Here is an 18,484-nt window from a genome sequence, read left to right as displayed (position 1 = left end):
ATGCCGAGTTGCCCTTCAGGGCACCACTCCACGGCCACCGACTTCTGCGACATCTGCGGGCTGCGCCTCCAGTCGTTGTCCGTGCCGCCCCCTGGCCACCGACCCGCGCAGCAGCACCCGCATCATCAGCAACACCAGCAGTCGCAGCACCATCTATACCCGCAGCATCCGCAGCACCAACAGCAACCGTTGGCGCGGCCACCGGCACAGCGCCCCGCCCCCGACCAGACACCGCCCAGACCCAGACCGGCGACCCGGGGAGGGCCGTGCCCGGAGTGCGGCACGTCTAGAGCGGGCCGCTTCTGCGAGGAGTGCGGATACGACTTCGCCTCCCAGTCGGGCAGTCACCAGCGGCGCATCTCCGAGCCCGGCAGCGCGCCGATCGGGGTGCGCTGGCGCGCGATCGTGGCGGCCGACCCCGCCTACTACCAGTACATGGTCGACCAGGGGATGCTCGACCCGACGCAGATCAGCTTCCCCGCCGGAGGCCAGCAGCGCCGGGTGACCCTCCAGGGCGACCGGGTGCACATCGGACGACGAAGCAGGTCCAAGGGGTTCACCCCGGAGATCGACCTGGGCGGCCCCGGGGGAGATCCCGCGATCTCCCACATCCACGCGGTCCTGCTCTCCCGCCCGGGCGACACGTGGTCGGTGGTCGACCCCGGGTCGACCAACGGGACCACGATCAACGGGACGGCCAACCCCATAGCCCACCACGTGGAGGTTCCCCTGAATGACAGCGACAGGATCTACGTCGGCGCATGGACCGTCATCATCCTCCAGAAGGGGTGAACCCCGTTGATGCCCCCCAACCCCGACCAGGTGGCCAGGCGGCCGGAACCGGGTGCCCCCTCTCTGCCACTACCGCCCATCGAGCCGACCCCCGGTGGGCAGCCGGGCGGCCGGCAGCCCACCGGACCTCACAGCTCCGGCCCGGCACAGCCGGAGGGCGACGCCACGAGTAACCCCGCAGGCGGCTCCACGGGCGGGCGGTACCTCCGTTCCTGGTGGCCGCGGGCGCGCGCCTCGATGCGGACCACGCCCACCCGGGTGTGGGCGCTGACGCTCCTGTGCGTGCTGACCATCGCGGCTCTGTTCGGCTCCGCGACGGTCACGCTGAACCAGGCCCGTGACGGACTCACCGTCCTGGGCCGCGACGCCGGGCCGCAGGCCATGGCCACCACCGAGCTGTACCTGGCCCTGGCCGACATGGACGCCGGCGTCGCGGACGTGCTGCTCATGGGTACCGACCACGATCTCGGGTCGGGGCGCGAGGCGGCCCTGGAGCGGTACGACGGCAGCCGAGCCCAGGCCAACGCGGCCCTGCTCCAGGCGGCCTCCCTCACCGAGGGCGACACCGTCGAGGAGCTCAACGTCCAGGCTGTCCTGGACGGTATGGGCGTCTACGACCAGAAGGTCAGCGAGGCGCGTCTGCTCAACGACGAGGCCCAGGCCGCTCCGGGGGAGGTGGACCCCGACGCCCTCGAGGCGTACCGGGAGGCCACCCAGCTGATGCACACCGAGCTGCTGCCCAAGGCGTTCAACCTGGGGCTGGACTCCTCGGCGATCGTGCGGGCCAACCACGAGGAGGGGCAGTCCACGGTGGCGCTCGGGCTCGTGTGGGTCGGTGTGGTGGGCGTGGCGACCGTGGCCGCGCTCATCGGCCTCCAGCTGTACCTGCGGGTGCGGTTCCGCCGCCGGTTCAACGCCCCGCTCTTGGCCGCCACGGCCGGGACCGTGGTGCTCACCCTCGGCGTCATCATGGCCCTCAACAGCAGTGGGGCCCACCAGAGCGACGCCAAGGACGAAGGGCTGGACGCCGCCATGGCGCTGGCCCGGGCCGGGGCGATCGCCACCGACATGCAGGCCGACCAGAGCCGCTACCTCGCGGACGGCGACTTCGCCGACAACTACCAGCAGGTGTACCTGGAGCGGGCGCAGCAGGTGTTGTTCCGCCCGGCCAGCACCCTGACGGACTACTACGAGGCGATCGGTGAGATCCCGGGTGCCTACCCGAACCTGCCCGGTTCGGACGGCGCGGACCCCGACGATCCGGGCACACTCGGCTACCTGGGGCAGAGCGCCCAGGACTCGCTGCTGCCCGGTCAGGAGGACGCCCTCGCCGAGGTGCTCACCGCCTACGCCGCCCTCCAGGAGGAGGACCAGCTGATGCGCGAGGCCGCCGAGGAGGAGGACCTGGCCGCGGCGATCGACATCCGAATGGGGGTGGCGCACGCCGAGGACGGGCTCTTCCCCGCCTACACCGAAGCGCTGGGCGGGCTGATCGATCTGCACCAGGAGGAGTTCACCGCCGGGATCGACCGCGGTGACGCCGCGCTATCCCCGTGGACCTGGGGGCTGCCGGTCGGCGCCCTCGCCCTGCTCGCGCTGGTGGTGGTCGGGGTCCGGCCCCGCCTCGCCGAGTACCGCTGACCCCGACAGACTCTGACCCCCGAGAGACAAGGAACAGGCCGATGTGGTTTCGACACCGCCGTGGCGCGGCTGCGGCAGCCCTGGGCACCGTGGCGGTGATTCTGCTGCCCGCCTGCTCAGCGGAGCGGGAGGAGTCCCTGGTCGACGCGGACTCGCTGACGATCGGGGTCAAGGACGACCAGCCCGGACTGGGCCTGGACGTGAACGGCGAGCTGGTCGGGTTCGACGTGGACGTGGCCCATTACATCGCCGCTCACCTCGGGATCGAGGAGGTGGAGCTGGTGGGCATCACCTCGGCCGAACGCGAGGAGAAGCTGGTCAGCGGTGAGGTGGACATGGTGGTGGCGACCTACTCCATCACCCCCGGCCGCAAGACCGAGGTGACCTTCGGCGGCCCGTACTACGTGGCCAAGCAGGACATCCTGGTGCGCGCGGAGGAGGACGCGGTGGACGGGGTGCGCGACCTGGAGGGGCGCAGCGTCTGCCAGGGCGCGGGCTCCAACTCGGCCTTCCGGATCACCGACGGCCTGGGCATCGACGTGCTCGAGCTCCAGGAAGCGGAGACCTACAGCGTCTGCATCGAAAGGCTGAGCGAGGGGTCGGTGGACGCGGTGTCCACGGACAACCTGATCCTCGCCGGGTTCCTGGCCGAGGACCCGGACTCGTTCCGCTTCGTGAACAACCCGTTCACCGACGAGAAGTACGGCGTGGGTCTGCCGCACGGCGACGTGGCGGCCTGCGAGGCGGTGAACAAGGCGGTCAGCGAGATGTACCAGGACGGGACCGCGGTGGACCTGCTGGAGGAGTGGTTCGGCGAGACCGACCTTGAGGTGGTCCGGACTGTCCCGCAGTTCGAGGGCTGCGACTAAGGCGCGTTCGGGGAACGCTGCCGGGGTTGCGTGTACCCGGTGTGACGGCTGAGAACGCGGTGCCACATTCGCCCGGATCAGCGAGGGCTTCCGGGTGGCCCAAGCGGGGCAAATGGCAGATACTGAACCTTATGTAGGGCATTGGGGGGGACAGAAGAGGAGTCGTCCGTTGACCATCGTCGAGTTCCTGAACGCGCGTTTGGATGAGGACGAACGTGCGTCCAAGGCCGTCCCCGTGGGTTCACGCGGCCGGGAGCGCGCACTGGCCGAGGTGACGGCCAAACGCAAGATCGTCCGCGGCTACACCGAGGCGCACACCGCCAGCATGAGCATCATCGAGACCTCCGCCCAGGCGGTGAAGGTCAAGGGCGACCCCTGGTCCGAACTGCTGGCCTGGCGACTCGCGGTCAAGTACCTGGCCGCCGTCTACCGGGGCCACCCCGAATACGACCGCACCTGGGAAGACTAGGGCTCGGGCAAAGCGAGGAGCCGGTCCACGGTCTCGGCCAGGTCCCGGCCCTCGACGTCGGGGCCGACGAAGATCGACGGGAAGCGTCCCTCCACGTGCGCCGACCACCCCGTGACCAGTCCGGCCGCGCGGCCGCCCGCCGCGTCCCAGCCGTGCGCGGTGATCAGACCCAACCGCTCCGGGGCCACATCCAGGGCGTGCGCCGCCGCCAGATAGGGCTCGCGGGCCGGTTTCCACGCCCCGGGGCGGTCACCCTCGGTGAGGATTTCCAGCGGGAGTCCGGAGCGCTCCACCAGCAGGCGCACCTGTTCCCCGTCCCCCTGGCCGAGTACCGCCGTCCGCACTCCCCGCTCATGCGCGGCCGCCAGGGCCCGAGCGGCTTCGCGGCGTGGTTCGAGGCGGGTGAGCCCGTCGAGGATGGTGTCCTCCGCCGCCGGGGCGATCTGGTTTCCGGTGATGTCGCGCAGGGAACCCCGGGCGACCTCTTCGAAGCTGCGGGCCTCGTTCAGCAGGGACAGCGCGAACGCGTCCCGCAGCAGGTGGTCGCGCCACCGGGTCATCAGCACCCGCGGGATCCCGGCCTCCCGGAACCGCCACTCCAGCGGGCCGAGCGGGAAGAGGGTGTCCAGGGCGTCGAGGACCAGGGCCGAGGGACGGACGGGGACGTGCGTGCGAGGGGGCATGGGGTGTGCTCCAACTCCTGAGGGGTGCCGCGGTCTACCTACCCCGCAGCCGCGCTCAAAAGACCACGTAGTCGGAGATCTCGTCCTCCAGGTGCGCCGGGAGGCCAGTGCGGATCAGCGCGTCGGGCAGCGAGATGAACGGCGCGGACGAACGGGCCGTGATCAGGGCCTGTGCGTCCTCGGAGGTCAGGCCGGGGAGCCCGGCGATCACCTGGGCGGGGGCCCGGTTGAGGTCCACCAGGCCACCGTCGTCGTAGCCGGTGTGCAGGTCGGGTCGGCCCACACCCAGTTCACGTGCGAGCGCGGGGTCCTCCTCGGCCAGTTTCCGGGACTCCTTCCTGCGCTGGGCGCGGTCGGCCGCCATCGCCCTGAGCTCCGCGTTGCTGCTGACCTTGCGGGCACCCTCCCCTGAGGAGGGAGCCGGGCCGCCGGGCGCGGCCGTGACTGGTTCGCCGCGCAGCCCCTTGTTGCGGTCGGAGTTCACCCCGTAGATGTCGTGGTAGAGGTAGGCCGTGGCGAGGACGACGAAGACGACGTAGATGCCGCCGGCCACCGTGCCGAGAGTGCTGTCTTCCCCGCTCGCGACGATGACGACGACGAACGGCACGGTGATCAGGGCGCAGATGCCCGCCGCACGAGACCAGTGGCGCAGTGCCGTGTAGCCGTAGACGAAGGGGGCAAGGGCGCCGCAGCTGAGCAGGATCAGGAGCAGGAACGCGCGGCCGCCGGGATTGGTCTCGCTCTGCACGGGTGCCGGGCCCTGTGGGTGGTGCGGGCCCTGTGGGTGGTGCGGGGCCTGCGGGTGGTGCGGGTCATACGAGTGGTGCGGATTCCGACGGTCATACGGGCCCTGACGGTCGTACGGATCATCCGGACCGTAGGGGGAACGGCTGTCGGGCCCGGCGTGGTACGGGCCTCCCTGGCCGTACGGCGCGCCCGGGTAGCCGGGCTGCCGGGGATAGGGAGGAAGCGGTCGCTCCGCGTGACCGTAGTGCGGCTGCTGGGGGTCGGGCTCACCGTAGTGCCAACCATGGCCGGGGGGTGTGTTGGACATAGCACGACTCTATGGTGCGCAAGTGTTTCGTGGTGGCCTTCGGGCTTTTCCGACAAACCGGAAAGGCGGCCCCGGCCGGGTCAGCGCGCGTCGTTGAGCTGCGGAATCTGTTCTGCGGCCCAGGGGCTGATCACCCAGGGTGTCCGTTCGGCGAGCATGACCACGTCCGGCCAGGCTGTCCAGGTGAACTCAGCGACCTCGTTCGCGTCAGGGGAGGGGGTGTCCTCGGTCCGGGCCCAGAACACCGGGCAGAACTCGTTCTCCACGATCCCCTCGGCCGACACCGCCCGATAGCGGAAGTCCGGTAGGGCCTCGGTGACCTCGGTCAACTCGATGCCCAGCTCCTGGCGGACCCGGCGGTGCACCGCCTCGACCATGGTCTCCTCCGGGGCGGGGTGACCGCAGCAGCTGTTGGTCCACACCCCCGGCCAGGTGGTTTTTCCCAGGGCACGGCGGGTGAGCAGGACGCGGCCGTCCGGCCCCACGACATAGCAGGAGAAGGCCAGGTGCAGCGGGGTGTCCTCGGTGTGCACGGTGGCCTTGTTGGCCACCCCCACCCGCTGGTGCCGCTCATCCAGCAGGACCACGAACTCAGGCATTGACTCTCTTCACCGGCTCTCTCGGCTGTTCCCCACGACTGTCCACCCCATGGTCTCCCGTTCCGCACACCCCTTCGCACCGGGTCGGGGGTGCGGACGGGGAGCATCCTGGCCGTCCAGTACCGGAGTGCGCATAAAGTTCCTGTTGGCCCGGCAAAGCGGCCATCGGAACAGCGGCGGGATGCAGTGGTGACGGAAACGGTGACGCGGTCGACGGTCGACGGGATCGACCCGGACAGGCTTCAGGTGTGCCTGGAGGTGCTGGCCGAGGCGGAGCAGCTGCCCGCCGACCACGACGACTCCAGGGCCCTCCAGCGGGCCACGGCCCGGATGTTCAAGGCGCTCAAGGAGTGGCGGCGCAAAGAGCGCCACGCCGCCCGCAAGGCCCACGACGAGGCCGTGTTCGCTGCCACCGCCACGGCCGCGCCGGGCCGGATCGACGACGAGACCAACGGCCGAGCCCTGACCAGCCGGGCACTGGCCGCGAGTGGGGACCCGGGCGACCCGGGCGCCGAAGAGGTCTCGGGCACGGAGGCTGGGCAGCCCGAATCCAGGCAGCTCGCCGGGGTCCTGCGCAAGGCCCGCCCCTGCTACGTCTGCAAGCAGAAGTACCAGGAGGTCGACGCCTTCTATCACCAGCTCTGCCCGGAGTGCGCGGTCTTCAACCGGCAGCGCCGCGAGGCCCGCACCGACCTCGGCGGGCGGCGGGCCCTGCTCACCGGCGGCCGCGCCAAGATCGGCATGTACATCGCGTTGCGGCTGCTGCGCGACGGCGCCCACACCACCATCACCACGCGCTTCCCCAACGACGCCGTGCGCCGGTTCGCCGCGATGCCCGACAGCGACCAGTGGCTGCACCGCCTGCGGGTGGTCGGTATCGACCTGCGCGACCCCGGCCAGGTGGTGCGGCTGGCCGACTCGGTGGCCGAGCAGGGGCCGCTGGACATCCTCATCAACAACGCCGCGCAGACCGTCCGCCGCTCACCGGGCTCCTACGCCCCGCTGATCGCGGCCGAGGCGCAGCCGCTGACCGGGGAGGGCCTGCCCGAACCGCTGGTGCTCGGTGGGGTCCGCCCCCGTGAGCTGGAGGGCGCCCCCGAGTCCGAGGTCGCCGAGGTCGCGCCGCACACACTGACCCCCGAGATGCTCACGTCGCTGGCGCTGACCACCGGCGCGGCGCACCCGGACCGGATCCGCGAGGGCGGGGCGATCGACGCGGGCGGCCTGCTGCCGGACCTGGCCCCGGTCAACAGCTGGACCCAGCGGATCGGCGCGATCGACCCGGTCGAGATGCTGGAAGTGCAGCTGTGCAACGTGAGCGCGCCCTTCCTGCTGGTGGACCGGCTCCGCCCGGCTCTGGCCGCCTCGCCCGCCCGGCGCACGTACATCGTCAACGTGTCCGCCATGGAAGGCGTGTTCGGCCGCGGCTACAAGGGCCCCGGCCACCCGCACACCAACATGGCCAAGGCCTCGCTGAACATGCTCACCCGGACCAGCGCCGAGGAGATGCTGGAGAGCGACGGCATCCTGATGACCGCCGTGGACACCGGCTGGATCACCGATGAGCGGCCGCACCCGGACAAGGAGCGGATCGCCGCAGCCGGATTCCACGCCCCCCTCGACCTGGAAGACGGCGCCGCCCGCGTCTACGACCCCATCGTCCGAGGCGAGCTCGGCGAGGACCTGCACGGCATCTTCCTCAAGGACTACAAGCCCTCGAACTGGTAGCAGTCCGAGGGCTGGGCGGCCTACGGATCACGCGAGTGCGCGGCGTAGATCCTTCATCAGTAGTACGAGATGCATCGGGTCGCTGGGGCTCCGCTCGAACTGAGCGAGGCCGAGGTAGAACTGTCGTGCTGATTCGCTCTCGCAGTGGATCAGGAGGGCTCGGACGCCGATCGTTTCGGAAGCCACCGCGACCCTGCGCAGCGCATCGACTACGAGGGCTTTACCGAGTCCCGTCCCCTGGACGCGGATGTCTACCCCCAGCCGGGTCAGGATGACAACGGGCTGGTGATACTTGCCGGCACCGCGCAGGAGTCGGCTGGGGGCCACCGAGGGGGCGATGCTTCCAGCGGCCAGAGCGTAGTAGCCGACGACCGGGCGATCCGTGTCCGGGTCTTCGTCACACACGACATACACGCGTGACCCACCCGATCGGTGTGCTTGGAGGGCATGGTCGCTCAACCAGTCGGATTGGGCGTGTGATCCGCAGTCGAAGTCGGCCGTCCTGTGCTGTGCGGTGAGCGGCTCGACCGGCCCGAACCTCGGCTTCACGTGTCGTCCTCATGATGCTGAGAGCTGTTCTCATCGAGCACCGTGGGTTCGGTCAGGAGCTTTCGCAATCCGGGGATGTCGCGTGCGGGGCGTTCCAGGGCCGAGTCGAAGGCCGCCCACCCCTGTTCGTCCAACATGAAGACCCGTCGATCCGCCAGCGCGTTTGCCGCCGCTTCGGTGGCCGCACCGAGGACGAAGGCCGAGACCGTGTCCCCCGAGGCGGCGCTCGCGGCCTCGAGCAGGGCCTTCTGCTGGTCGTTGACTCTCAGGTGGATTCTCTCTGACTTCATGCTGGTAGCCATACCCCGGATTGTACGCACAATGTGCACACGCAAGAGTGGGTTTTTGGCGAACAACAATCTCAGGAACTACAAGCCCTCGAACTGGTAGCAGTCCGAGGGCTGTGCGGTTTGGGTCAGGGCGGTCAGGGCTGGAGGACCAGGCGGACCGGGGAGCCGATCCGCTGCTCCAGCTGCTCCACGGCCTTGGGCGCCTCCTCCAGGGAGAACGCGCCGCTGATGGAGCGGCTGAACTCCAGCCGGCCCGACCGCACCAGGTCCACCAGCTGGACCACGTGCTCGGCCTCCGAGCCGTAGTGGCCGAGGATCTGCTGGCGCAGGTAGCTGAACCGGGTGCCGTCCCCGACCTCCAGCGGCTTGTCGGTCAGGCCGACCAGTACCAGGCGGCCGTGCTCGCCGAGCACCCGGACCGCCTGCTCGCGCACGACGGGGACCCCGGCGAAGTCGAAGGCCGCGTCGAGGCCGCGGCCGTGGGTCAGCTGACCGATCCGGGTGAGGAAGTCCGCCGCGGTGGAGTCCAGGGCGACGTCCGCGCCGTACTCCAGGGCACGCGCCCGGGCGTGCTCGTCGGGGTCGGCGGCGATGATCGGGGCGGCGCCCACCAGCCGCAGCAGCTGGACGGCGTGCGCGCCCAGTCCACCCACGCCCCAGACCGCGACGGCCTCGGCCGGGCGCACGTCACCAGTGGCGGTCACGGCGGCCCAGGGTGTGGAGACGGCGTCGGGGATGATCGCGGCCTGCTCGAAGGACAGCTCGTCCGGGATGGGGACGAGCGTGTCCTCACCGGCCAGCGCGTACTCGGCCCAGCCGCCGTCGTAGTCCACGCCCCGGGTGAGCACGCGCCCGTGCCGGTCGTGCTCACCTGCTTGGAGGGCCACTCGGTCGCCGACCCCGACGTCGAGCACCTCCGGGCCCAGCTCCTCGACCACCCCGGACACCTCGTGCCCTGGGGTGACGGTGTCGCCCTCGAGGTGGAGCGGGCTCAGGGTGCCGTCGATGAGGTGGACGTCGGACAGGCACACTCCGGCGGCTCTGACCCGGACCAGGACCTGCCCCCGGCCCGGCACGGGTCTGGGCACGTCGGTGACCTCGAGGGTCCGTTCGGTGATGTTCAGCCGGGCCGCGCGCATGGTGGCCATTGGTCATTCCTCGCAGTCATGTCGTCTGCACCCATTTCCCCACCGATCATCACGCTCGGGACATGGGTGTGTACTCAGGCGACACGGGCGATAAGGGTCAGAACCCGCCCACTTTTTCGTCAAGCGGGGAGGCCCCGGGAGCTGAGCGGTGGCGAGGCGTCCGGCGACTCACTCCATGAGTCCGCTCCGGTAGGCCCAAGCGGCGACCTCCACCCGGTTGCGGGCGCCCAGTTTCTCCTGGACCCGGGCCAGGTGCGTCTTGACCGTGCTGATCGTGACATACAACTCCGAGGCCACCTCCGTGTTGGTGAGCCCGCGCGCGACCGTCCGCACGATGTCCAGTTCACGCGCGGTCAGTCCGCTCTGGCCGTGGTCCCGCCGGGGTGCCTGGGAAGCCGCGAAGTGCTTGAGCAGACGCACCGTGATCTGCGGCGAGACCATCGCATCACCCCGGGCGGCGGCCCGCACCGCCTCGATCAGCAGTGCCGGTCCCGCGTCCTTGAGCAGGAACCCGACCGCGCCGCCGGTCAGCGCCGCGTGCACGTACTCGTCCAGGTCGAAGGTGGTCACCACCACCACCCTGAGCGGGTCCGCCACCCCCGGTCCGGCCAGCCTCCGGGTCGCCTCCAGACCGTCGATGCCGGGCATCCGGATGTCCATGAGGACCACGTCCGGGCGCAGTTCCCCAGCGAGCCGGACCGCCTCGATCCCATCACCGGCCTCCCCGACCACCGAGATCCCCTCCTCAGCGTCGAGCATGTAGCGAAAACCCGTGCGGACCATCTGCTGGTCGTCGGCGAGCATTACCCGAATCGTCACTTCTGTCCGTTCCCCTGGTTGCGCGGTGCGGGGATCGTCGCCCGCACGGTCCAACCCTGCCCGATTCCGTTCGGTCCGGCGGACAGGTCACCGCCGAGGATCCGAGCCCGCTCGGCCATGCCGACCAGGCCGTGGCCGCCGCCGACCGTTCCCCCCGCGCCGCGTCCGGCACCGCCCCACCCGTCGTCCCGCACCCGCAGCCGCACCCCCTCGCTGTCGGCGCACACGACCACGCTCACCCGGCTGGCGCCCCGGGCGTATCGCAGCGCATTGGTGACAGACTCCTGAGCGATCCGCAGTACCGCCGTGCCCACCTCCGCGGGCAGTTCCCGTACCGGCCCGCTCACGTGCACGGATACCTCCGGGCGTCCGTGTGAGGCCGGGGTGGCCAGGGCCGTCAGCACCTCCGACGGCTCGGCGGTCAGCGGGGCCTCCCCGGGTTCGCGCAGCCGAGAGACCATGCCGCGCATGGACTCCAGAGCCCGTGCCCCGGCCGCCTCGATTTCCGGGAGGACCGCCTGGACGGCCTCCGGGTCCCGTTCGGCCACATGCCGCAGGGCCTGGGCCTGCACCACGATCCCGGTCACCTCGTGGGCCACCACGTCGTGCAGGTCGCGGGCGATGGCCAGCCGCTCCTCGGCGCGGACCCGCTCCACGTGTGCGCGGCGCTCCGCCTGGCGCCAGCGCAGGTACAACCCGGGAGCGAGCCCCACCGCGACCATCAGCAGGGCGGAGGTGGGGTCGGGGCTGAACGGGTCGCGGAGGTAGTCCGAGTAGGCGGCCAGGGCGCACAGCACCGACACCAGGGCGACCTGCCAGGCCCTGCAGCGCAGGGCGGTGAGGGCGAGCAGCACCAGCATGCCGAAGACCTCGGCCGCGCCGAGCGGGTAGCCGAACATCCCCTTGGGCGCAGGCCACACCAGTGCCGAGACCGCCAGCACCGACAAGGGGGCCGACGAACCGGCGGCCAGGGTCGCCCAGGGGCCGACGCGGGGCCACACCGCCAGCCCCGCGGCCAGGGCGCAGACCGCTCCGGAGAGCGTGTACGCGAAGTCCATGCGGGAGTGCGGCGGCCCGACCCAGTCGTCGATCTCCCGCGCTGACAGCACGGTGACCAGATCGAGAGTCCACAGCAGCGGCATCACCAGGGTGACGGCGAGCGCGGCGAGGTAGGCCCACACGGGAAAGCCGTTGACGTCGGGGACGAAAAGCCTGTTCAGGCGGGTGGGAACCCAGCTCGGTGACATAGAGCCAAGGCTAGGGCCCGGCCCTCGTACGGACATCGGTCAAAGGGAGGACCCGTGCGCGGCACCGGCCGACGCGTACACGGTGACGGGCCGAAAGTCGGTGCCCGCCGCCTCGGCGTCGGCCGAAAGTCGTACCCCGGGGCGCGGGCGTCTCGGCTGTTCGGGCGATGTGCGGGAAGGGGGCCGCGGACGATCCTGGGGAGGTTGCCAAGGAGGCCCCATGCAAGAGACGACCCCGCATCCGCCTGTGCCGGGCGCAGACCAGTCCGCCGAACCGCCCGAGAGCGCGGCCGTGCCCGCACGTCGGGTCGCCTTCCTCGACGTGGCCCGCGCCCTGGCGATGATCGGCGTGGTCATGATGAACGCGCCGGTCGTCGTCTTCGCCGCCGAGCGCGGCGGGGAGAGGACGGAGTCCACCCTGACGTCGGTGGTCGACGCCGCCCTGAACCTGTTGATGTCCGGCAACGCCCGATCCATGCTCATGGTGCTCCTGGGCGTGGGAGTGGTCCTGGCCTGGCGGGCGGCGGAAAAGCGCGGTGGCCGCCCGATGGTCCTCATGCTCTGGAGGTACGCGGTCCTCGGTGTGGTCTTCGGAGTGCCGCACCTGCTGGTCTTCTCCGGGGACATCCTCACCCTGTACTCGGTGTCCGCTCTGCTGTTGGCCCCGGCGCTGCCGCTGCTGCTCGGCGGATCGCGGGCCCGCCCGTTCTGGGCGGCGGTGGCGCTGTTCGCCGCCGCCCCCGCCCTGGAGTACTTCGTCGGCCAGGGGAACGAACTGCTGTTCCTGGTCGCGATGGTGCCCCAGACCCTGGCCTTCTTCTGCCTGGGTGTGTGGTTGGCCCGCCGCCCCGAGCTCTCCCCGGACTTCGAGGGGCCGATCAGGCTCCCGGTGCGGATGATCTGGGCGGGCCTGCTCATCAAGCCCCTCGGGTTCGTCCTCATGTTCGGTTCCGACTGGCTCTTCCCGATGGAGTTCGACGCCGAGGGGATCCCGGTGCTGGGCGCGGACGGCCTGCCGGTGGTCGATCCGGGATCGCACGCCCTGGTGTCACTGGGCGCCTCACTGGCCGGTCTGGGCGGCGCCCTGATCTACCTGGGGCTCGTGTGGTGGCTGGTCCGCCGCGGCCGTGCCGCCTCCCGCGTGCTGGGAACCCTGGCGCCCCTGGGCCGGATGACGCTTACCGTGTACCTGCTCAGCACCGCCGTGTTCCTGTGCACGAAGCCGCTGGAGGGCGAGATCACCCTGCTGGCGCAGTACGGGCTCGCCGCCGCCTACTTCGCGGTGATGATCCTGGTCGCCCGCTGGTGGATGGGTGCGTTCCGTCTGGGCCCGTTGGAGTGGGTGTGGCGCAGTATCGTCCGGCTCCGTCCGCTGCCCCTGCGCCGTCGGACCGGTGCTGGCCAGGAGACCGACAAGGCGCACACCGGCATCGGCTAGCCGATCGTGTCCGGACGCCCCGCGGCTGGTGCCGTGGGGGCGTCCGCCGGTCAGCCCCCTGCCACAGAGGGCAGCAGACGGACGTCCGCGCCCTCGTGGACCGCGGCGTCCAGGCCTCCCACGGCTCTGCACTCGTCCTGGTCCACGAACACGTTCACGTACCGGCGCAGCTGCCCCCGCTCGTCCCGGATCCTGCGGTCCAGCCCCGGGTGGTGGGCGGCCAGCTCGTCCAGCACCCCGCGTAGCGCGGTGCCGTCGTCGACCTCCACCGGGACGTGGGTGGCCCCGTCGGCATCGGCCCGCAGCACGCTGGTCAGGTGTACGGTCACCCGCATCTCACACCTCCGCGGCCCGGACGCACAGCACGTCGGGCAGGTGCGCGGCCACCGGCTCCCAGCGTCCGCTGTCGTCGGTGGACGCGTAGACGTCCCCGGAGCGGGTGCCGAAGTAGAAGCCGGGGACGTCCGCGCCGTCGGTACAGGCGGCGTCGCGCAGCACGATCCCGAAGTACGGGCCCTCGGGCAGGCCCTCGTTGACCGCCCGCCAGGACCCGCCGCCGTCGTCGGTGCGGTACGCGCTCAGCCGGTACCCCGGCGGGAAGTGCACCTCCTGGCTGACCACGGGGAAGTTCAGCGCGGACTCGGGGCGGTGCGGATGGGCGACCACCGCGAAGCCGAAGTCCGTGGGCAGGCCCTCCTCGATCCGACTCCACCCGTCGGCGGCCGGATCAGCGCTGCGGTAGACCCCGTGGTGGTTCTGGGCGTAGAACGAGCCGTCCGAGGCGGCGGCGACCTTGTGCACGCACTGGCCGTACTCGGGCTCCTCGTCGGGGAGGAACCCCGCCGCTATGCCGCGGTTGGCCGGTGCCCAGCTGGCCCCGTCGTCCTCGGTCTGGTAGACACCTCCGGTAGACATGGCCACGGTGATCGCCTCGGGGGACCGCCGGCCCGAACCGAGCGTGCCGGGTAGGACGGTGTGAATCGCCGCGCCCCCAGCCCCGGGGAACCAGTCGGTGCGGTGCGGGTGGTCCCACAGCGCGCGGACCAGTTCGAAGCTGGTCCCGCCGTCGCCCGAGCGGAACAGGGCGTGCGGTTCCACCCCGGCGTACACGGTGTCCGGGTCCGCGCCGAAGGCGAACTGCCAGGCGCGGGTGAGCGAGGCGCCGGTGTCCTCGGGGAAGGCGATCGGCGGGGCCCCGGGCTCGGTCCAGGTGGCGCCGAGGTCGTCGCTGTGCCAGACGCTTGGACCGAAGTGCCAGCTCTCCGTCCCGGCGAGGAGTCGCTGGGTGTGCGGGTTGATCCCGACGGTGTAGACGGGACTCATCCCGGCGTCGTTACCCTCGTCGAGCCGGTGCGGACCGGTCACCTCCCACCCGCGCCGATCCTCGCTGCGGGCCGTGAACAGGCCCTTGCGTGTGCCGATGACCAGGAGATATGCCATGAGAAACCCCAGGGTGAGAGTTAGATCTCCACTGTGGCACAGGGGTGCGACATTCGGAGGGCGGTCACCCGGTCGGCCGTGTCCGGAGAGTGGGAGAGGGGTGGGAGTGGCTTCGGGGGCGGGGTTGCGGACATCTCGGTAAGTGAATAGTTAGGAACCCGAACGATTTGCCGTGGGTGGTTAATTCACGCCGTTCGGAAATGCTGGGACCCTGGGAGGGATAACTTCCGTGTGGAGGGAACCCTTTCCGAGCAAGGGTGTCAGCGGTGAGTGGAAGGCGGTTGTCAGTACCAGATCTCTTTGCAATAAACTCCCGGGCCAACCGGTGTTCGCGCCGAGACTCCTCCAGGTTTCGGTATACCGGCCACAACCCGTCCTCCAGCCCGGAAGACTTCCCGCTAGCTCGGTCTCTCGGTCCGTTTCGGGACCACCGTCCCAATGGACGGTCCCGCGTACCAACAAGAACTGAGTTCCCACTCGATAGGGTCGCCCATGCACCACCCCCCGGACACGCTCCACGCTCGCAAACGCCGTAAGGCGAGGGCCACGATCGTGTCGGCAGCCTTCCAGCTCTTCGCCGAACACGGATTCGACAACGTCACGGTCGCCGCCATCGCGGAACGCGCCGAGGTCGGCCGCACCACCTTCTTCCGGTACTTCGGCGACAAACAACAGGTGCTGTTCGCCGACGACAGCGCCGAGGTCGACCGCATGTGCGCCTACGTGCTGGACAAAGCGGACCGGCCCCTGGGCACCGACCTCGGGGCGGCACTCACCCTGCTCTGCGAGGCGGCGACCGTCACCCGGCCCTACGCCGCCCTGTCTCCGGCGCACTCGGCGGTCCTGGTCCGGCTCCTGCGAGAGAGCATCGACCTCAGATCCCGCTACCTGCTCACTCGCCAACAACGGGCGCTCCGCCTGGCCGGAGCGCTCATCGAGGCGGGGGCGGTGGAGAACGTCGCCGTCCTGGCCTCCCATACCGCGATGGCCTGTGAACTCACCGCCATGCGCCTGGCCGAGGGCCCCGAGGCGTTCCCCGCCCGCATGGACGAGGCCCACGGGATGCTGCGTACCCTGGGGAACTGACCGGACCGGGGCGCGACCCTCCTGCCCCGGCCCTAGGTTCTCCGCCGTACCGCTTTCGGCCGGTCGCTTTCGGCCACACCGCTTTTGGCCGCGCTGTTCCCTGCTGCACCACCGCTGCCTCCCCCGTCCCGCGAGCCCCGGCCCGCTCCGGAGCCGGGGGAGGACACCGGGAGGGCTCAGACGTCGTGCTCGCGCACCAGGCCGACGAGCCTGCGGCCGAAGAACACCACCACGGCCAGACTGACCGCGCTCACCAGTGCATAGGGGACGCGGAGCGCGTCGGTCTGGCCCAGAGCGGGAGCCAGCGAAGCCACCAGGACACCGCCGGCCGCCATGCCCACGGCGCTCATGCCCCAGCTGACCGTGCGCATGGCGGCGTTCACCCTGCCGAGCAGGTGATCCGGGGTGATGCGCTGGCGGATCGAGGTCATCGCGACCCCGTAACCCAGCACCAGACCCCCCGAGAGGAAGTACACCCCCGCCACTACCGGGGTGAGCGGGAACACCGACACCACCAGGTACAACAGGCCGCTCCCGGCCAGACAGAAGACGGGGAGGGTGCCGTCCGGCAGGAGCACGCGCAGCCGGGAGACCAGCTGGCCGCCGAGGATCCCGCCGACCGCGGCGAAGGCCATGAGCAGGCCGAACCCGGCCGAGCCCAGCCCCAGGGTGTCTCGGACGAACAGCACCTGAGTGGAGAGCATGGTCGCATAGGCGGTGTTGACGAAGATCGCGATGACCGCCACCGCGCGCAGCAGCGGCTGGCTCCACAGCGCCTTCACGCCCTCGACCACGTCCTCCCGCACTCCGCGCAGCCCGCGGGGCGCCTTCGGTGGGGCCTCCGGGCCGGGTCCGGGTGAGTTGTCCTGGGTGGGCGCGGTCGCACGGACTCTCAGCAGGGCCACCACCGAGACCAGCAGCGCGGCGATGTTGAACAGGAACGGCACGAACAGCCCCAGCGCCAGCACGAAACCGCCCAGCGGCCGCCCGGCGAACTCCTGCGCCACGATCGCCCCGGACCGGATGTGCCCGTTGGCGCGCTCCAGGTTCTCCTTGGGGACCAGCGCGGGCACCGTGGTCTCGGCGGCGGTGTCGTAACAGACCTCCAAGGCGCCGAAGCAGAACGCGAAGGCCGCCAGCAGCGGAACCGAGGCCCAACCGGCGAAGACCACCGCGGCGAGCAGCGCCCACAGCAGCAGCCGCAGGGAGTTCGCGGAGACCATCAGGGTGAACCGGGGCAGCCGGTCCACCAGCACCCCCGCGGGCAGGGCCAGGAGGAGCCAGGGTAGCCGCCCGGCGGTGGCCACCGCCGCTACCAGCGCGGCGTTCTCCGGGGCCAGCGAGGAGGCCAGCCAGGGCACGGCGATCATCGCCACGCCGTCGCTCAGGTTCGAGGTCAGCGATGCGGACCAGAAGGCCCAGAAGCGCCCGCCGAGCGGCGCCGTCGTCGCCCGGGTCGTGGAGTCGGACACGGGGGTGACCACCGACCTTTCGTCGCTGTGCCCCTAGCGACTCGCCTACCTCGGGGCGTTTCCGAGCGGGGCACCGGGGGGTGACAGGTGGGTGCCGGGTGAGGCCGTGTGCGGAGACACACAGTGTGACCGGTGTCGGTCAGGCCCTCCCGACCTGTGGGACTGGTGGGAAACGATGTTCTCGGCCAGCATGGGGCGCTGTGAGTGGCACACGCAATACCTCCCAGGGCGGACGACCACGGCACACAGATCCGGATCGGTTCGGTGGGGGTGCGGTCGGCATCCACCAGCCCGAGGCCAGAACCGTGCCGATCCTCCCGCAGCGGGAGACCAGTGCCTTCCAGAACCGCACCGAGGAACCGGCCCTGCTTGACACCCTCCTCGAACACGCGGAGTCCGGCGAGGGCGGCTGGTTGTGGAGCGTGGTCGGCGGACCGGCGGTCGGTAAGACCACCCTCGCCCTCACCTGGATCATTCAGAACCGGCACCCCTTCGGCCACGCCTAGCTGGCCGTCGCCTGCGGCGGCGACCCCGGACTGGGGCGGGGCAGGGGCGTAGAGCAGGTGTGCGACGAGTGCTTCCACGCGGGCGGCGTGGGCACCGCCAAATGCTGGAAGCTCGGCTCGCTGTACGGGCGGGCATCGCCCTACCCCCCTGGGCTTCGCCGAGGCCGAGCAACCGAGCGCCTCCGAGCCGCCCGAGAGCGTCGAGGAACGGCTGGACCTGTGGCTGGGACACCGCCACCTCGTCCACGGGCGCAGCGCCTGGCTCAGGCCCCGCAGGGGCGAGTGGGACCCCAGCCCCGCGGTGTGGTTCGAGGCTCACCTGGAAGTGATCCCGGCCGGCGTGGAGAGCACGGGCCGGGTGTGGGACGCCAACCGCCCCGAGGCCGGCTACGCCTGGCCCGCCTCGCGGAGGCGTACGACCCCCTCAGAGCCGCCACGCTGCTGAACACGGCGCTGGGCCACTTCCTCGCGGCCGACCGCGCCTCACAGGTCGGCAAGGCCCTGGAGTGCCTGGGCGACTTGGTAGGCGCTCCCGAACAGCGGTGGACCACCGCCGTGGAGGTCTTCGACCTCGTCGGAGCCGCCGGAGCGTCCGAGCGCGTCCGCGGGAAACTGGGCTAGGGAACGACCACGGGGCCGGGCACAGAGCACCCG

Annotated in this window: 20 protein-coding genes; 9 read left to right on the top strand and 11 right to left on the bottom strand. The window is 70.9% G+C overall.

Features of this window, described 5'->3' with window-relative positions:
* The 4 genes from D457_RS0101765 (at position 1) to D457_RS0101750 (ending at position 3,771) form a co-directional block, all read left to right on the top strand.
* Entirely contained in the window at positions 1-792 is a 792-nt protein-coding gene (locus tag D457_RS0101765; RefSeq protein WP_026116229.1) for an FHA domain-containing protein, read from the top strand.
* 237 nt (positions 793-1,029) lie between these two features.
* A complete protein-coding gene (locus D457_RS0101760) occupies positions 1,030-2,433 on the top strand; it encodes a hypothetical protein (RefSeq protein ID WP_017578920.1) in 1,404 nt (467 codons plus the stop codon).
* A gap of 41 nt (positions 2,434-2,474) precedes the next feature.
* On the top strand, positions 2,475-3,302 hold the full coding sequence (locus D457_RS0101755; protein ID WP_017578919.1) for a glutamate ABC transporter substrate-binding protein: 828 nt from the start codon (positions 2,475-2,477) through the stop codon (positions 3,300-3,302).
* A gap of 169 nt (positions 3,303-3,471) precedes the next feature.
* Positions 3,472-3,771: a DUF6221 family protein gene (locus D457_RS0101750; RefSeq protein ID WP_017578918.1), complete on the top strand. Its 300-nt coding sequence runs from the start codon at positions 3,472-3,474 to the stop codon at positions 3,769-3,771.
* Here D457_RS0101750 and D457_RS0101745 read toward each other — a convergent pair.
* The 3 genes from D457_RS0101745 to idi form a co-directional block, all read right to left on the bottom strand.
* Entirely contained in the window at positions 3,768-4,454 is a 687-nt protein-coding gene (locus D457_RS0101745) for an HAD family hydrolase (RefSeq protein ID WP_017578917.1), read from the bottom strand. The two genes, D457_RS0101750 and D457_RS0101745, sit on opposite strands and share 4 nt — an antisense overlap.
* Before the next feature lie 55 nt (positions 4,455-4,509).
* Positions 4,510-5,508: a type II secretion system protein GspK gene (locus D457_RS0101740; RefSeq protein WP_239645978.1), complete on the bottom strand. Its 999-nt coding sequence runs from the start codon at positions 5,506-5,508 to the stop codon at positions 4,510-4,512.
* Positions 5,509-5,588: 80 nt separating this feature from the next.
* The gene (gene idi / locus D457_RS0101735; protein WP_017578915.1) at positions 5,589-6,107 is read right to left on the bottom strand and encodes an isopentenyl-diphosphate Delta-isomerase; all 519 of its coding nucleotides are present in this window, start codon (positions 6,105-6,107) and stop codon (positions 5,589-5,591) included.
* Between the two features lie 189 nt (positions 6,108-6,296).
* Here idi and D457_RS0101730 point away from each other — a divergent pair, with 189 nt between their 5' ends.
* Positions 6,297-7,835: an SDR family NAD(P)-dependent oxidoreductase gene (locus D457_RS0101730; RefSeq protein WP_026116228.1), complete on the top strand. Its 1,539-nt coding sequence runs from the start codon at positions 6,297-6,299 to the stop codon at positions 7,833-7,835.
* Positions 7,836-7,862: 27 nt separating this feature from the next.
* Here the strand turns inward: D457_RS0101730 and D457_RS0101725 are convergent, their stop codons facing one another.
* From D457_RS0101725 to D457_RS0101705, 5 genes are all read right to left on the bottom strand, one after another.
* A complete protein-coding gene (locus tag D457_RS0101725; RefSeq protein WP_017578913.1) occupies positions 7,863-8,384 on the bottom strand; it encodes a hypothetical protein in 522 nt (173 codons plus the stop codon).
* On the bottom strand, positions 8,381-8,686 hold the full coding sequence (locus D457_RS0101720) for a type II toxin-antitoxin system TacA family antitoxin (RefSeq protein ID WP_017578912.1): 306 nt from the start codon (positions 8,684-8,686) through the stop codon (positions 8,381-8,383). The genes D457_RS0101725 and D457_RS0101720 overlap by 4 nt, the downstream gene beginning before the upstream one ends.
* Positions 8,687-8,808: 122 nt before the next feature.
* Complete coding sequence (locus tag D457_RS0101715) at positions 8,809-9,822, bottom strand: zinc-binding dehydrogenase (RefSeq protein ID WP_017578911.1); 1,014 nt, start codon at positions 9,820-9,822, stop codon at positions 8,809-8,811.
* Positions 9,823-9,990: 168 nt separating this feature from the next.
* A complete protein-coding gene (locus D457_RS0101710) occupies positions 9,991-10,641 on the bottom strand; it encodes a response regulator (protein ID WP_026116227.1) in 651 nt (216 codons plus the stop codon).
* Complete coding sequence (locus tag D457_RS0101705; protein ID WP_017578909.1) at positions 10,638-11,888, bottom strand: sensor histidine kinase; 1,251 nt, start codon at positions 11,886-11,888, stop codon at positions 10,638-10,640. Before D457_RS0101705 ends, D457_RS0101710 begins: the two co-directional genes overlap by 4 nt.
* 220 nt (positions 11,889-12,108) lie before the next feature.
* Between D457_RS0101705 and D457_RS0101700 the strand changes: the two genes are divergently transcribed.
* On the top strand, positions 12,109-13,326 hold the full coding sequence (locus D457_RS0101700) for a DUF418 domain-containing protein (RefSeq protein ID WP_083926631.1): 1,218 nt from the start codon (positions 12,109-12,111) through the stop codon (positions 13,324-13,326).
* Between the two features lie 50 nt (positions 13,327-13,376).
* On the opposite strand, the gene D457_RS0101695 is transcribed toward D457_RS0101700, so the two are convergent.
* On the bottom strand, positions 13,377-13,661 hold the full coding sequence (locus D457_RS0101695) for a MoaD/ThiS family protein (RefSeq protein WP_017578907.1): 285 nt from the start codon (positions 13,659-13,661) through the stop codon (positions 13,377-13,379).
* 1 nt (position 13,662) lies between these two features.
* On the bottom strand, positions 13,663-14,766 hold the full coding sequence (locus tag D457_RS0101690) for a WD40/YVTN/BNR-like repeat-containing protein (protein WP_017578906.1): 1,104 nt from the start codon (positions 14,764-14,766) through the stop codon (positions 13,663-13,665).
* 492 nt (positions 14,767-15,258) lie between these two features.
* On the opposite strand from D457_RS0101690, the gene D457_RS0101685 reads away from it, so the two are divergent.
* Complete coding sequence (locus D457_RS0101685; protein WP_026116226.1) at positions 15,259-15,852, top strand: TetR family transcriptional regulator; 594 nt, start codon at positions 15,259-15,261, stop codon at positions 15,850-15,852.
* A gap of 176 nt (positions 15,853-16,028) precedes the next feature.
* On the opposite strand, the gene D457_RS0101680 is transcribed toward D457_RS0101685, so the two are convergent.
* On the bottom strand, positions 16,029-17,324 hold the full coding sequence (locus D457_RS0101680; RefSeq protein WP_026116225.1) for an MFS transporter: 1,296 nt from the start codon (positions 17,322-17,324) through the stop codon (positions 16,029-16,031).
* A 200-nt stretch (positions 17,325-17,524) separates the two neighbouring features.
* Here D457_RS0101680 and D457_RS0101675 point away from each other — a divergent pair, with 200 nt between their 5' ends.
* Positions 17,525-17,830, top strand: a complete 306-nt coding sequence (locus D457_RS0101675; protein ID WP_152514108.1) for a hypothetical protein — start codon at positions 17,525-17,527, stop codon at positions 17,828-17,830.
* Positions 17,831-18,190: 360 nt separating this feature from the next.
* On the top strand, positions 18,191-18,451 hold the full coding sequence (locus D457_RS0101670) for a hypothetical protein (protein ID WP_017578901.1): 261 nt from the start codon (positions 18,191-18,193) through the stop codon (positions 18,449-18,451).
* Positions 18,452-18,484: the final 33 nt, after the last annotated feature.

The sequence above is a fragment of the Nocardiopsis valliformis DSM 45023 genome, assembly GCF_000340985.1.
Classification (GTDB): domain Bacteria; phylum Actinomycetota; class Actinomycetes; order Streptosporangiales; family Streptosporangiaceae; genus Nocardiopsis; species Nocardiopsis exhalans.
Note: the sequence above shows the minus strand (reverse complement) of the source record. Positions and strands in the feature narration are given on the sequence as shown.